The organism is Streptomyces sp. NPDC048600 (assembly GCF_055587025.1).
Genome location: NZ_JBVJGZ010000012.1, coordinates 1 through 14159 on the forward strand (window position 1 = coordinate 1; position 14159 = coordinate 14159).

Below are 14159 nucleotides of genomic sequence, written 5' to 3' on the forward strand. Positions count from 1 at the left end.
CCCCCCCCCCCCCCCCCCCCCCCCCCCCCCCCCCCCCCCCCCCCCCCCCCCCCCCCCCCCCCCCCCCCCCCCCCCCCCCCCCCCCCCCCCGCTGCAGTTTTACGGGATTTACGCGGACTTCCGGCGACATGCGCCGGGGCCTCGCCGTGGCTGGAATCAGCCCCTCCCGAGCGCCCGGGTCAGTTCGATCTCGATCACGACCCGAGTGGGGTTCGAGGACGGCGTCCGCTCGTAGCGCTCGGCGTAGCGCCGTACCGCCTCGGCCACCCGCTCCGGGTCGTCGTGCACGAACGCCCTTCCCTCCAGCGTCGCCCAGCGCCGGCCGTCCACCTGGCACACCGCGACCGGAGCGCCCTGCGGGCCCGCTGCCAGCACGTTCCTCGCCTTGCTGCTGGCGCCGTCGGTGATCACGCGGGCGAGCCGCGCCCCGGGATCGTAGGTCACCCCGACCGGTACGACGTGCGGGGTGCCGTCCGGGCGCAGGGTTGTCAAGGTGGAGAGATGGCGTTCCCGCCAGAAGGCGAGGTACTCGGGGTCAGGAACGGCCAGGTCCTGCGAGTGCGTCCCCCGGGGTGTGCGCGCGCTCTTCGTCGTCATGCCGGGAACCTAACCCCAGGGAACCGCCCCCGCTCACCCTTGAGTGGAATAGACTCAACTTTGTGTACGTTACCTGAGTCAGCACTGGGAGACGTGGCACTGACGGCTGACGCAAGGAGGAGAAGGCGAACGTGGACGCCGAGCTGACCAACCGGAGCCGGGACGCGATCAACGCGGCCAGCAACCGCGCCGTGACCGAGGGGAACCCGGACCTCACCCCTGCCCATCTGCTCCTGGCTCTGCTCCAGGGACAGGACAACGAGAACATCACCGACCTGCTCGCGGCCGTCGACGCCGACCAGGCCGCCGTGCGGGCCGGAGCCGAGAAGGTGCTCGGCTCGCTGCCACGCGTGACCGGGTCCACCGTCGCGCCCCCGCAGCCCAACCGGGAACTGCTGGCCGTCATCGCCGACGCGCAGTCCCGCGCCAAGGACCTCGGTGACGAGTACCTGTCCACCGAGCACCTGCTCATCGGTGTCGCCGCCAAGGGCGGTGCCGCCGCCGACGTGCTCACCGCTCAGGGCGCCGGTGCGAAGAAGCTGCTGGAGGCCTTCCGCAAGACCCGCGGCGGGCGGCGCGTCACCAGCGCCGACCCCGAGGGCTCCTACAAGGCGCTGGAGAAGTTCGGCACCGACTTCACCGCCGCCGCCCGCGAGGGCAAGCTCGACCCGGTCATCGGGCGGGACCAGGAGATCCGCCGGGTCGTGCAGGTGCTGTCCCGGCGCACCAAGAACAACCCCGTCCTGATCGGCGAGCCCGGCGTCGGCAAGACCGCCGTCGTCGAGGGCCTCGCCCAGCGGATCGTCAAGGGCGACGTGCCCGAGTCGCTGAAGAACAAGCGGCTGGTCGCGCTGGACCTCGGGGCCATGGTCGCGGGCGCGAAGTACCGCGGCGAGTTCGAGGAGCGCCTGAAGACCGTCCTCGCCGAGATCAAGGCGAGCGACGGGCAGATCATCACCTTCATCGACGAGCTGCACACCGTCGTCGGCGCGGGCGCCGGCGGCGACTCCGCCATGGACGCGGGCAACATGCTGAAGCCGATGCTGGCCCGCGGCGAGCTGCGCATGGTCGGCGCGACCACGCTGGACGAGTACCGCGAGCGCATCGAGAAGGACCCGGCGCTGGAGCGGCGCTTCCAGCAGGTGCTGGTCGCCGAGCCGAGCGTCGAGGACACCATCGCGATCCTGCGCGGGCTCAAGGGCCGCTACGAGGCCCACCACAAGGTCCAGATCGCCGACGCGGCCCTGGTCGCCGCCGCCACGCTCTCCGACCGCTACATCACCTCCCGCTTCCTGCCCGACAAGGCCATCGACCTGGTCGACGAGGCCGCCTCCCGGCTCCGTATGGAGATCGACTCCTCCCCGGTCGAGATCGACGAACTCCAGCGCGCCGTCGACCGGTTGAAGATGGAGGAGCTCGCCCTCGGCAAGGAGACCGACGCCGCCTCCCGCGAGCGGCTGGAGAAGTTGCGCCGCGACCTCGCCGACAAGGAGGAGGAGCTGCGCGGGCTCAACGCCCGCTGGGAGAAGGAGAAGCAGTCCCTCAACCGGGTCGGCGAGCTGAAGGAGAAGCTCGACGGCCTGCGCGGCCAGGCCGAACGCGCCCAGCGCGACGGCGACTTCGACACCGCCTCCAAGTTGCTCTACGGCGAGATCCCGACGCTGGAGCGCGATCTGGAGGCCGCCTCGGAGGCCGAGGAGGAGGCCGCGAAGGACACCATGGTCAAGGAGGAGGTCGGCTCCGACGACATCGCCGACGTCGTCGCCTCCTGGACCGGCATCCCGGCCGGCCGCCTGCTGGAGGGCGAGACCCAGAAGCTGCTGCGCATGGAGGAGGAGCTGGGCCACCGGCTGATCGGCCAGACCGAGGCCGTGCGCGCGGTCTCCGACGCCGTACGGCGCTCGCGGGCCGGGATCGCCGACCCGGACCGGCCCACCGGCTCCTTCCTCTTCCTCGGCCCGACCGGCGTCGGCAAGACCGAGCTGGCCAAGGCGCTCGCGGACTTCCTGTTCGACGACGAGCGGGCCATGGTCCGCATCGACATGTCCGAGTACGGCGAGAAGCACTCCGTCGCCCGTCTGGTCGGCGCGCCCCCCGGCTACGTCGGCTACGAGGAGGGCGGTCAGCTCACCGAGGCAGTCCGGCGCCGCCCGTACAGCGTGGTCCTGCTGGACGAGGTGGAGAAGGCGCACCCGGAGGTCTTCGACGTCCTGCTCCAGGTCCTCGACGACGGCCGCCTCACCGACGGCCAGGGCCGCACGGTCGACTTCCGCAACACCATCCTGATCCTCACCTCGAACCTGGGCAGCCAGTACCTGGTCGAGCCGATGACCTCCGAGGAGGAGAAGAAGCAGCAGGTCCTGGAGGTGGTGCGGGCCTCCTTCAAGCCGGAGTTCCTCAACCGCCTGGACGACCTGGTGGTCTTCTCCGCCCTGTCGAAGGACGAGCTGGGCCGGATCGCCCGGCTCCAGATCGACCGGCTGGCCCGTCGGCTGGCCGAGCGCAGGCTGACGCTGGAGATCACCCCCGAGGCCCTGGCCTGGCTGGCCGACGAGGGCAACGACCCGGCCTACGGTGCCCGGCCGCTGCGCCGCCTCGTGCAGAGCGCCATCGGCGACCGCCTCGCCCGGGAGATCCTGGCGGGCGAGATCAAGGACGGCGACACGGTCCGCGTCGACACCTTCGGCGAGGGGCTGATCGTCGGCCCGGCGAGCGGGAAGTCCCTCTGAGGAAGTGAACGGAGAGTGACCGTCCGGCATCGCGTGGCCAGCCCCCTCACCCGGGGGCGGGCCGCGCTGTGCTGCGATCGGCCGGATCGTGTCCGCCGAGGGCTGACAGGGGTAGTCGGGGGTTGCCACGCCCCTCCCCGCATGGGGGAGGATGACGGAATCCGTACGAAGGGAAATTCACGGTGAGCATCGACCCGTCCTCGATTCCGAACTTCGGGGGCCAGCCCCAGCCGTCCCAAGGACCGGCGGGCCCCGTCGTCCCGGATCAGGACCTTGTGAAGCAGCTCCTGGACCAGATGGAGCTGAAGTACGTCATCGACGAAGAGGGCGACCTCGCGGCGCCGTGGGAGACGTTCCGTACGTACTTCATGTTCCGCGGCGAGGGGGAGCAGCAGGTCTTCTCGGTGCGGACGTTCTACGACCGCCCGCACGAGATCGGGGAGAAGCCGCAGCTCCTGGAGTCGATCGACGACTGGAACCGGCGCACCCTGTGGCCGAAGGTCTACACGCACACGCACGACGACGGCGCGGTCCGTCTGATCGGCGAGGCGCAGATGCTGATCGGCACGGGCGTGAGCCTCGAGCACTTCGTGTCCTCGACGGTGAGCTGGGTGCGCGCGGCCATCGAGTTCGACCGCTGGCTGGTCGAGCAGCTCGGCCTCGAGCAGGACGTCGACGGCGCGGAGAAGCCGGAGGACGGCGAGGGCGAGTAGCCCCCGGAGCCGGTCCGCTTCCCCGAGCGCGGCCCGGCCGCGTCGGCCTGCCCGCCCCCCGGGGGCGTGCGCGGTCGCAGCGGTCCCGGTGGCGGGTGCGCCACCAGGACCGGATACGCGCGTATCCGTACGAGAGCCCGGCCAGGGCACGGACCACCCCACGGTGGCGTGCCGGGGCCGGGCTCTCGCCGTGCCGTGACCGGGGCCGGTCGCTGCGGGCCGCCCGGCGCCCGTCCACAGCCTGTGGGTAACTTTTCCGGGCGTGGGCGCGGGCGCGGGCACCGGCACCCTGGCAGCGCAGGTCGCGGCTGCCCTCACCCCCGTACCGCCAGCCCCTTCAGCCGCGCCGCCGCCTCCGCCAGCACCTCGCGCCTCTTGCAGAAGGCGAACCGTACGAAGGGGGCGCCCGCCTCGCGGTGGTCGTAGAAGACCGCGTTGGGGATGGCCACCACCCCCGCCCGCTCCGGCAGCGAGCGGCAGAAGGCGAAGCCGTCGCTCTCGCCGAGGGGCCGGATGTCGGTGGTGATGAAGTAGGTGCCCGCGGTCCGGAACACCTCGAACCCGGCGTCCGCCAGCCCCGCCGCCAGCAGATCCCGCTTGGCCCGCATGTCCTCGCGGAAGGCCGCGAAATAGCTGTCGGGCAGCGCCAGTGCCTCCGCCACCGCGTACTGGAAGGGACCGGCGGACACGTAGGTCAGGAACTGCTTCGCCGACCGTACGGCCGTGACCAGGGCGGGCGCGGCCGTCACCCAGCCCACCTTCCAGCCGGTGAACGAGAACGTCTTCCCGCTCGACCCGATGGTCACCGTCCGCTCCCGCATCCCCGGCAGGCTCGCCAGCGGCAGATGCCCGGCGTCGTCGAACACCAGGTGCTCGTACACCTCGTCCGTGACCACCAGCAGGTCCCGCTCCACCGCCAGCTCGGCGATCGCGGTCAGCTCCTCGCGGGTGAGGACCGTGCCGGTCGGGTTGTGCGGGGTGTTGACCAGCAGCAGCCGGGTGCGGTCGGTGACCGCGGCGCGCAGCTCGTCCAGGTCCAGCCGGAAGGCACCGCCGTGCGGGCGCAGGGTGACCGGCACACGGGTGCCGCCGGCCATCGCGATGCAGGCCGCGTAGGAGTCGTAGTACGGCTCCAGGGCGACGACCTCGTCCCCCGGTTCGAGCAGCGCCAGCAGGGACGCGGCGATCGCCTCGGTGGCCCCGGCGGTGACCAGCACCTCGGTGTCGGGGTCGTAGGACAGGCCGTAGTGGCGCTGCTGGTGCGCGGCGATCGCGGTGCGCAGCTCGGGGACGCCGGGGCCCGGCGGGTACTGGTTGCCGCGCCCGTCGCGCAGCGCCCGTACGGCGGCCTCCCTGACCTCCTCGGGGCCGTCCGTGTCCGGGAAGCCCTGGCCGAGGTTGATCGATCCGGTGCGCAGGGCGAGGGCCGACATCTCGGCGAAGATCGTCGTCCCGAACTCGGCGAGCCGACGGTTGAGGAGCGGGCGCGCGGTGGAGGTCATGGCGGCCATCCTGCGCCGAACCTCTGGAGTTCCTCAACTAGCGTTCGCTGATTCGGGCCTGGGGGAGTGCTCAACGGGGCATCTCTGACCAGGAGTGGAGCCGTCGTCGACTGTCGTCGTCTGTCGCCGTCGGCCACCCTCGGACGGCCCACAGACGGCCCGGCTCGAGGCCCTAGAAGATGAACAGTCAACGAACTTGCAGCAGTTCGGAGGGTGTCCGTCCTAACCCTTCAGGGTCGTCGGGCGACAGGAGTACCCCTGGGGTCAATCTCATTGCTATCTGTTATCGAGTGAATGCATGGCGCAGTACTTCTAACTGCCCTGTAGCGCATGCTCACCAGGATGCGACAGCTCAGTTACGGTAATAGACTGGCTCTATATGGCGATGTGAGATGGTCGTCGCTCAGTTCTAGTGACACTCTGTCAAATGCTGTCGCTGGACAGCCTCTTAGAGTGTTTCGCTGAAGTTGCTCTGTGAACCCTGTGCCGAGAGGTATGTGCGGGTACGGAGTGTTTTGGCAACGTGTGCGTGTCTCTGTTGCTGATGGCGACCACGCAACTGCGACTTGCCATAGAGGAGACGGCCATGACCGAGTCAAACGGTGCTCCTTACGAAGGATCGAATCTTTACGCGGCGGGCTCGGACAACCGAGTGAAGGGTGAGGTAGTCATCAGGCTGGATCCCGACGTTGTCGAAACTCCAGCAGTAAAGCGAACTCCTCTTCACGGCACATTTGACACCCGCCCGACCCTCGGTGTTCCGGCGGTCGATGAAGTCCTTACCCGCCTTGGGGCCAGATCGATCAGCTCTCTCCATCCCTTGCCGCCGACAAGAGCGGCAGGGCTCCACATGTTCTCCCGGGGGCCCACGGATCTGACGTCGGACTATTTGAGGATCCGGTTCTCTTCAAAAGAGCCTCTCGAAAAGGCAGTTGATCGCCTGGGACGCCTCGGTGAAGTGGCTCTCGCTGCGCCCAATCGCTGGCGTGAGACCTTCGCTTCCCCGGCTTCGGTATCTTTCCCGCACAACACGAATCAGTGGGGGCTGAGCAGGATCTCCTGCCCAACCGTGTGGCAGCGCAATGTCGGAGCAGCCGAAGTCACCGTGGCTGTGATCGACACCGGTGTTGATCTAGACCATGCGGATCTAACTTTCCTGCGTGGGGCAAACCTTGTAGCCCTGGGCAGCGACCCGCCAGTTGAACCCGGGTGGGTCTTCGAGGGGGTCTATGAGCAGCCAGGGGGCGACCCCGAGGACGAGGTGGGTCACGGAACGCACGTTGCCGGGACCATCTCCTGCGATCCCACCCTCAACACCATGCATATCGCGGGAGTTACGTGGAAGTGCAGTCTCCTGCCCGTCCGCGTCATGGCTCGCATGCGTCGGCTCAGCGACGATCTAGTCACTGGCTTCGGCACCAGCGTGGACGTTGCCTCGGGTATTTGGTGGGCGGTGGAGCATGGTGCTGAAATCCTGAACTTGAGCCTAGGAAGCTACGAGCCCACACCTTGGGAGGAGGAAGCGATAGAGAATGCGGTCAGAAACGATGTCGTGATCGTCGCCGCAATGGGTAACGATGGGATTGCAGAACCATGCTTCCCTGCGGCGTACCCGGGAGTCATTGCGGTTGGGGCCACGACGATGACCGATCAGCAGGCGGACTTCTCGAACAGTGGGCCTCACATTGATGTCTCTGCTCCGGGCGCGAAGATCTGGAGTACGTTCCTTGGGAATACCTACGCAGAGCTAGATGGCACCTCCATGGCGGCGCCGCATGTCGCCGGCGTTGCGGCCCTCCTCCGCGCTGGCCGCCCAAGCCTGTCTGCCGCGGATGTAAGGGAGATCATTTGTGGCAGTGCGCGGCCCGTCCAGAGCAGCGCGGTTGCGCGGACCCCAAACCACGCTTTCGGACATGGAATAGTCGACGCGGCAGCGGCGTTGCATCAGGCCGGATGTTAGGTTTGCGGCATCCAAGTCACTCGGATGCCGTGGCCTGACGGAGGGAGACGCCTGTGAGCGTGCGTGTCGTAGTCAAGATCGCTTCCGACCGGTGGGCAACGGTTACCGAAGCGCTGGTGGCCGCTGGAGCGGAGGAAGTGCAGACTCCGCAGATTCCAGGCTACGCAGTAGCACTGTTCCCAGACCGAATCGACCCGGAAGTTGCTGTTGAAGTGGCCAGCGCGGTGGAAGGCGTAGTCAGCGCGCGCCTAGATGCGTGGCGCTCGACGCTGGCCGGATAATCCGCGTTTCGTCCATAATCAATTACATTCTCGACGGTCGGAGTGGTCAGCGTCCGTTGGTCGCTACCCACTCGCTCTGACCTGCACTTTCTTGCGGATGCTGACCGCTTCGGACACTGAAGGGACACCCCGGCTGGCTGGGCGGTCCCTTCGAGTGAACCGTGGGGGCCCTGGGAACAGCAAGGGGGGCACGTCGCTCGCGCGTGGTGCTCCTCTTGCCTTGTCGGTGGTCATGGCGTGCTTGTCGCGTGGCTTGTCGTCTGCCTTGTCGCTTGTCTTGTCTTGTCGCTTGTCGGCTCGCAGGTCAGAACGCTTTTAGCCCCCGGCTCCCGGGGCGGTACATGTGGGAAGGCGACAAGCGACAAGGAGCCCGGCGGCAGTCGCCTGCGGAAGGGCAAGAAGGAGCGGCCTACGGCCGCGCATGCTCGGGCTCGCTCCGCTCGCGCGCCGACCGCCACTGGGGCTGAGCGCTGTACGCGGGACGCGGCGACACTGAGACCGGCGGCGGGAACTCCCAGGCGTGCGGTGCCCTGACACTTCCTGACAGTCATGTTCACGTGACACCTAAACCTCTAGGCAGGCGCGACTGTCACGCTCCCTGACAGCGCGGCTGATGCCTTCAGACGCTTGGTCGTGACACCTCCCCCTGCAACCCTGGAATGCCTTGCCTGGCGCCTTCCGGGGTGCAGACGGCAGCCGAGGGCAAGCAGCGTCGGGCCGGGAGCCGCTCTGGCGTGGCACCGGCGGCTTTTCAGGCGGGGGCAGGCGTCGTGCCTACCGCGCCCCTCCGCCTGAAGAGCCCTCCTCTCCCCATCTAAAGAGTTGGGAGGAGATAGCGTCCGCAGCGTCCGCCGGGTACAGCTCGCCATCTCTGACCTGCACTGTTCCGATGGACGCTAAACAAAATGTATAGCGTCCATCAGCGTCCATAGCGTCCAGCCACGCCCTCTTACTAAGAGCAGGTTTCCGCAGGTCACGGACCGCTCTTAGGGAGAGGCGGGTGCGGACGCTGAGATGACCGAATGAGAAGAGACCACCCCTGCTGCCGGGGTGGCTTCTTTGTCCCACCAGTCGGACGCTCAGGCTGAGGTAAGCAAGAGGAGCACACGCGGGGGCGTGCTCCTCTTGCTTATGTGGGCGCCGCGTCACGCCGTCACACGTGACGGCCGCGTCACACCCAAACCCCTAGGCAGACCTGCTGTGACGCCACTTCACACCGGCCTGTCACACCTGCTCAGATGTCCACGTCAACCTTCGAGCAGAGTGCCGAAGCGCGCGACGGAGCCCAGCAGGAAGGGCCGCCCTCGCGCGCGAGCGCAGCTCGCTGCCAGGAGTCGCGCGGCCGTAGGCTGCACCCTCAATGCCCTTGTTACTGAGGCAGGAAGCCCGGCGTGGTCTGTCCCAGGTCGCGCAGGCGTGCGAGGTAGTCCTGCGCAGCAGGCTCAGACGCGTAGTGCTTCCTCATCTCGGCCGCCAGTTCGCGACTCGTCATGATGAGCGACGGGACCGACTGGCGATCACCTTCAAGGGCGCGCTCACCCATGATGAGGGCCTGTTCCATGTCGCCCTCCCGCGCGGCCGTGACGCCCAGCGTGACGCGGGCTTCTGCATTGCGCATCGGCGCCCGCTCCGTGCCGTCGAAATCCGTGCCCGTCCTGAGAACCTCCTCAGCGAGCGTCCGGGCCAACTTGTCCTCTCCCACAAGCCGGTAGCAATCCATGGCGTAGAAGTCGAACTTCGCCGGGTCCACCACGAAGTGGTTGTCAAGGTTCTCCGGGTGCGGCATCCCTTCGAGGAGGGTGCGCCCGCGGTCCAGCGCCACCTCGACCCGTCGACGGTCACCGAGCCGGGCCCAAGCCTTCGCTTCCTGCGCTGCGAGTTGCACGGCAACGCCCTGATGGGCGGCAACCTCCGTACCGGCCTGCGCTGCCGCAATAACTCCGCGGTAGTCGCCCGTGGTGAGCGCGAACCAAGCCCGCATCTCGTGTGCCCAACCGGCGACTTCCGCGTGGTCAGACTCCGTTGCGAGCGAGAGCGCGGCCCGGCGGGTGGACTCCGCGGCGTGCCGGTCGCCCATGTCGTACTCCACGCATCCCACGAGGAGCGCGAGCCATCCAGAGAGCGCGAGCACCTCGCGGTGCTGCGAGAGCGTGAGGCTCTTCGAGTGCAGCTCCACGACGCGGCGCAGCCACTGCCGTCCCTCGATCAGGAGCTGCGCGCTCGGCATGAACGGGTACTCCGAGCAGAGCCGATCGGTGGTGATCCGCAGCGCGTCAAGAGTGGCCGAGTCGACGTCGGACCGGTTGAGACGGCTCACGATCTCCAGGGTTTCCATACCGCTCACCGCCAAGATCTCCGTACCGCCGTCTCGCCGCGCCGGCGCGGGAAAGAGCGCGTGCGTCACAGTGCCGAAGACCGCCGCGAGCAGCGGCCGATAGAACTCGTTGGGGATCTGTCCGGACTCCCATCGCTTCCACTGTCGGATCAGGCTGTCATCGGCCGGGAGCTCTTCCTTCGCGTGAGCTCGAAGCGCCTTCACCGCGTCTCGCTGGGACCAGTCGCGAGCTGCCCGCTCAGCAGCGATGCGCTGCGCCCACGCGGGCCTGTCGTCGCTCATACGCCCTCCTCCGAGTGCTTACCCGCCGAGTCTCGCGCGTCGCCCCTGGGGACAGGGAAGGGGACAACGAGGGGACAGCGGACATGTCCCCAGGTCTTGGCGTCTGCCCCCCTGGATGTCACTTACCGCACACGCTCCGTTCCGCGCATGCTGGTTGCAGATCACGCACCACCGACGGCGGAGCGCTCTTCGAGTGCTTCCACTCGTTCAGCCAACGCCTGAATCAGGGAGCGGATTTCATTGATCTCGTCGCGCACGTCGTTCTGCGGAACGGTCCCGTCCCCGACGAAGTTGCCGAGGTTGCCGGCCGACACGATGAGCCCCTCGGAGCGGAGCACGGCCAAGCCGTTCTGGATCGTCTGGCTCGCGAACCCGAATCGCTCGATCAGCTCTCGTTGTGACGGGAGCTTGTCACCAGGCTTCATCCGCTTGATGTCCACACGAAGCGCGTCCGCGACCTGTACGGCTTTGGGCTTGGGCCCTCCTGTGACAGTCATGACCTGAGCGTACCCACCACAGCGAACTAGTGCACACTACCCCGCAGGGGTTGTGAACCACAGCAGACTAGTGCAAGCTAGTTAGCGACGACGTCGCTCGATTTCGAGAGGACTTCCGTCAAAAGACCTGGTCAAGGCCAGGAAACAGCAAGGAGCGGCTCCCTACCGCCAAGCAGATAGCCGCTCCTCGACCCTCGAAGGGGTACACCCATCATGCCTGGAACCATCACGGAACAGCACGTCCAACCGGTCACGGTTGAGGCCACAGCGCCCCTTGACGTTCGTGACCTGACGGGCGCGGAGCGGGCAGTGGCGTTATACGCGTCGGACATGCCGAACGCCCGGCGCCATCACACCAGTCAGCAGGTTCGTGACTGGATCGTGCAGGGTCTTGAGCGGCTCGGGCTGGAGGAGTTGCGCATCTCTGCGGAGTACTTCCACGGGTGGCGGCTGCTGAACGTGAACCGGCTGATGACGGCTCAAGTACAGGCCCGTCACGAGCAGCGCTTCCCCAAGGCTCGCCGTCTGCTGCTGGCTGACCAGGCCGGGGCCGGGAGCGTCTGCTGCTTCGACGGCATGAGCGACGCTGCCCGAACGCGCAATGGTGCCGCTTCCGTCGACGGCGAATGCCCCTGCCAGGGCACTGGGGGGATCGCCGTGTGGGGCGCCGACCCGGACGCGTCGTACGAGCTTCTGTGCCCGGTTCACCGCCGCGCCCAGATCGCCGCGTTCCACCGTGCCCACCAGGCGGCCCGCTGATGAGAGAGCACCATCCCCTCAACTCCGCCCGGCGGCGGCTGCGCAAGGAACAGCTCGCCCGTCGGTACGGGCAGCGCTGCGCCTACTGCCGCAGCCCGTTCTCCGACCTGCGTGAGGCCACCCTCGACCACGTGGCGCCGCTCTCGCTGTGGCGCACGTGGTCGGTCACCTCGCTCATGCTGGCCTGCTTCGACTGCAACCAGGCCAAGGCCGATCGGCTTCCGCTGTCGCTCGCGCTCCTGCTGTGCTCGGTGGTCGCGTCGGCGGGCGTCAACGACGGCCCGACGCTGGTCGACTCGGAGAGCGGCATCACGTCTTTGAGCTGTGTGACTTCCCGCGTCACGGACCCCGTCACACCCCGCGTCGGTGCAGAACCGACGCCCGTCGACCCGGCTGCTGTCCACGTGGACACCTCGACTGTCCGGGTGGACACCAGTACGGCTACGGGCCTGTCCAGGATCGAGCTGTGGCGACTGCTGGCCCGACTCGCTCACGCCCATCAGCCGGTGTTCACGGCCTGGTGGTCGCCCGACGCCTGCGACGACCAGTCCACCCCTGATCTGCACGAATCGACCCGTCACGGCCACCCCCCGCGGCGGCCGTCGGCCCGACCCGTCTGCCTGTACACCCCTCGCCGTCTGCGGCCGTGTGCAGGGTCGACCGGAGAGGCGGTCCCCGCGTGAACACCATGAACACTCCCGTGAACGGATCGACCCGACCCATGAACGGCACCGCCCGACCCGTGAACAGGCCGGACGGCTCCCTGAACACCGATCCGCACACCGAGCCCGCACGGGTCGACCGCACGCCTGCCCGTGCGGACGGACGGCCCGCACGGGCAGGCCACACTCCCGCACGGGCCCCGCACGCCGACGGAGACGGCAAGCCCCCGCCGGCCGCCGCGCGGATCGTGGCCATGGCGCGGGAGGAGTACCGGTTCGTCATGTCCACCGATGGCCGCCCCTATGCGGTGGCCCTGGACGGCCCGAACATCGCGCTCCCGCTGCGAGGCAAGGCAGGACTACGGCAGCGTCTGGCGCGCCAGTTCGCGGACGCCTACCCCGGTGAGGTCGCCTCACAGTCCGCGCTCGCGGACGCGATGACGGTCTTGGAAGGTATCGCCGAAGACACCGATCCGGTGGTCGTGAACCTGCGCGTGGGCCGCGATCCGTCCGGCGCGGTCGTGGTCGATCTCGGCAGCGCCGACGGTCGCGCGGTCGTCGTCTCCGGTGTCGGCTGGCAGGTGGTCGACCGAGCCCCGGTGCTCTTCCGTCGCTCCGGTGCCATGGCGCCGATGCCGGAACCGGTGCTGGACGGTGACGGGCTGGCCAAGTTGCACGCGTTGCTGAACATGGATGAGTCCGCGTTCCATCAGCTCGTGGCCTGGCTGGTCGCCGCGTGGATTCCCGACATCCCGCACCCGGCCGTGGTCTGCAAGGGCGAGCAGGGCACGGGCAAGTCCAAGGCCGCACAGATGTTCATCAACCTCGTCGACCCGTCCCCGGCCGCCAAGCGCAGTCAGCCCCGGGACGAAAAGGCTTGGTCGCGGCAGGCGTTCAGCTCTTGGGCGCTGTGCCTGGACAACGTCTCCACGATCCCGCCGTGGCTGTCGGACACCCTGTGCAAGGCCGTGACCGGTGACGGTGTGGTCGACCGGGCCCTGTACACAGACGACGACGTCGTGGTGCTCACCTTCAAGCGGGTGCTGGCCATGACCACGATCGACGCGGGAGCTCTCGCGGGCGACCTGGCCGAACGCGTCCTCATGCTCGACTTGCAGCTCATCGACTCCACCCAGCGCCGCTCGGAGGAGGAATTGGACGCCACCTTCGAGGCGGTACGGCCCGCGGTGCTCGGGGCCCTGTTCGACGTGCTGGCGTGCGTGCTCGCGGTGTTGCCGTCCGTGCGGCTGGAGTCCATGCCGCGCATGGCGGACTTCGCCCGAGTGCTCGCCGCCGTCGATCAGACCCAGCGCTGGAACACCTTGGGCGACTACCTGGCCACCTCGGCGAACGTGGCCACGGACGCCATGGAGGGCGACCTGTTCGCCATGGCGATTGCTGCCCTGGTCGAACAGGCGGGCACGTGGCAGGGCACAGCGGCCCAGTTGCTCGAAGTGCTGCCCGCCCCGCTGGTCCGGCCGCCGAACTGGCCCAAGGACGCCACGCGCGCGAGCGGACGCGTCAAGCGGCTCGCCCCGCTGCTGCGGTCCATCGGGATCACCGTGGACGACACGCACCGTAGCGCCGACCGGCACCGACACCGACTCCTCAAACTGTCCCGCGCATCCGACGAGCAGGAGACAGCGTCCGCACCCGACCAAGGCTCTCTCTGGCCGGACGTGGCCCCCATCGGAGACGGCAGAACCCTGCCTGAACAGCCCTGACGTAGCCGGAAGACCCGCCGGGCCGGGCCGCACATCAGCGGCCCGGACACGTCGAAGCTGCGGACGCTACAGCCGTCCAGCGTCCGCAGCGTCCACACCAGCGTCCGCAACCTTCACC

General features: G+C 68.3%; 11 protein-coding genes. 7 read left to right on the forward strand and 4 right to left on the reverse strand.

Translation table 11 applies throughout. The features are described from left to right. Nucleotides 1–156: 156 nt before the first annotated feature. Nucleotides 157–597, reverse strand: a complete 441-nt coding sequence (locus ACZ6SQ_RS17835) for a pyridoxamine 5'-phosphate oxidase family protein (protein ID WP_469562687.1) — start codon at nucleotides 595–597, stop codon at nucleotides 157–159. Between the two features lie 131 nt (nucleotides 598–728). On the opposite strand from ACZ6SQ_RS17835, the gene clpB reads away from it, so the two are divergent. Next, the gene (gene clpB / locus ACZ6SQ_RS17840) at nucleotides 729–3326 is read left to right on the forward strand and encodes an ATP-dependent chaperone ClpB (RefSeq protein WP_469562689.1); all 2598 of its coding nucleotides are present in this window, start codon (nucleotides 729–731) and stop codon (nucleotides 3324–3326) included. 182 nt (nucleotides 3327–3508) lie between these two features. Further along, nucleotides 3509–4039, forward strand: coding sequence for a YbjN domain-containing protein (locus ACZ6SQ_RS17845; RefSeq protein WP_386386195.1), 531 nt, complete (start codon nucleotides 3509–3511; stop codon nucleotides 4037–4039). 314 nt (nucleotides 4040–4353) lie between these two features. On the opposite strand, the gene ACZ6SQ_RS17850 is transcribed toward ACZ6SQ_RS17845, so the two are convergent. Next, entirely contained in the window at nucleotides 4354–5550 is a 1197-nt protein-coding gene (locus ACZ6SQ_RS17850) for a pyridoxal phosphate-dependent aminotransferase (protein WP_469562690.1), read from the reverse strand. 577 nt (nucleotides 5551–6127) lie between these two features. Between ACZ6SQ_RS17850 and ACZ6SQ_RS17855 the strand changes: the two genes are divergently transcribed. Both ACZ6SQ_RS17855 and ACZ6SQ_RS17860 read left to right on the forward strand, forming a co-directional pair. After that, nucleotides 6128–7501 carry a S8 family serine peptidase gene (locus tag ACZ6SQ_RS17855; RefSeq protein ID WP_469562693.1) on the forward strand — a complete coding sequence of 458 codons (1374 nt, stop codon included), beginning with the start codon at nucleotides 6128–6130 and terminating at the stop codon, nucleotides 7499–7501. 53 nt (nucleotides 7502–7554) lie between these two features. Next, the gene (locus tag ACZ6SQ_RS17860; protein ID WP_469562694.1) at nucleotides 7555–7782 is read left to right on the forward strand and encodes a hypothetical protein; all 228 of its coding nucleotides are present in this window, start codon (nucleotides 7555–7557) and stop codon (nucleotides 7780–7782) included. 1369 nt (nucleotides 7783–9151) lie between these two features. On the opposite strand, the gene ACZ6SQ_RS17865 is transcribed toward ACZ6SQ_RS17860, so the two are convergent. Both ACZ6SQ_RS17865 and ACZ6SQ_RS17870 read right to left on the reverse strand, forming a co-directional pair. Continuing rightward, nucleotides 9152–10399 carry an XRE family transcriptional regulator gene (locus ACZ6SQ_RS17865; protein ID WP_469562697.1) on the reverse strand — a complete coding sequence of 416 codons (1248 nt, stop codon included), beginning with the start codon at nucleotides 10397–10399 and terminating at the stop codon, nucleotides 9152–9154. A gap of 161 nt (nucleotides 10400–10560) precedes the next feature. Beyond that, a complete protein-coding gene (locus tag ACZ6SQ_RS17870; protein WP_469562700.1) occupies nucleotides 10561–10896 on the reverse strand; it encodes a GntR family transcriptional regulator in 336 nt (111 codons plus the stop codon). 213 nt (nucleotides 10897–11109) lie between these two features. Here ACZ6SQ_RS17870 and ACZ6SQ_RS17875 point away from each other — a divergent pair, with 213 nt between their 5' ends. The 3 genes from ACZ6SQ_RS17875 to ACZ6SQ_RS17885 are packed head-to-tail and all read left to right on the forward strand — an operon-like array spanning nucleotide 11110 to nucleotide 14041. After that, nucleotides 11110–11655, forward strand: coding sequence for a hypothetical protein (locus ACZ6SQ_RS17875; protein WP_469562702.1), 546 nt, complete (start codon nucleotides 11110–11112; stop codon nucleotides 11653–11655). Beyond that, entirely contained in the window at nucleotides 11655–12338 is a 684-nt protein-coding gene (locus tag ACZ6SQ_RS17880; protein WP_469562704.1) for an HNH endonuclease, read from the forward strand. The genes ACZ6SQ_RS17875 and ACZ6SQ_RS17880 overlap by 1 nt, the downstream gene beginning before the upstream one ends. Nucleotides 12339–12376: 38 nt before the next feature. Then, nucleotides 12377–14041 carry an ATP-binding protein gene (locus ACZ6SQ_RS17885; RefSeq protein ID WP_469562705.1) on the forward strand — a complete coding sequence of 555 codons (1665 nt, stop codon included), beginning with the start codon at nucleotides 12377–12379 and terminating at the stop codon, nucleotides 14039–14041. Nucleotides 14042–14159 lie beyond the last annotated feature (118 nt).

Coding starts and splice junctions, on each gene's coding strand:
- ACZ6SQ_RS17885 (WP_469562705.1), top strand. CDS start 12,377: ATGAACGGCACCGCCCGACCCGTGAACAGGCCGGACGGCTCCCTGAAC.
- ACZ6SQ_RS17850 (WP_469562690.1), bottom strand. CDS start 5,550: ATGGCCGCCATGACCTCCACCGCGCGCCCGCTCCTCAACCGTCGGCTC.
- ACZ6SQ_RS17865 (WP_469562697.1), bottom strand. CDS start 10,399: ATGAGCGACGACAGGCCCGCGTGGGCGCAGCGCATCGCTGCTGAGCGG.
- ACZ6SQ_RS17870 (WP_469562700.1), bottom strand. CDS start 10,896: ATGACTGTCACAGGAGGGCCCAAGCCCAAAGCCGTACAGGTCGCGGAC.
- ACZ6SQ_RS17835 (WP_469562687.1), bottom strand. CDS start 597: ATGACGACGAAGAGCGCGCGCACACCCCGGGGGACGCACTCGCAGGAC.
- ACZ6SQ_RS17880 (WP_469562704.1), top strand. CDS start 11,655: ATGAGAGAGCACCATCCCCTCAACTCCGCCCGGCGGCGGCTGCGCAAG.
- ACZ6SQ_RS17875 (WP_469562702.1), top strand. CDS start 11,110: ATGCCTGGAACCATCACGGAACAGCACGTCCAACCGGTCACGGTTGAG.
- ACZ6SQ_RS17855 (WP_469562693.1), top strand. CDS start 6,128: ATGACCGAGTCAAACGGTGCTCCTTACGAAGGATCGAATCTTTACGCG.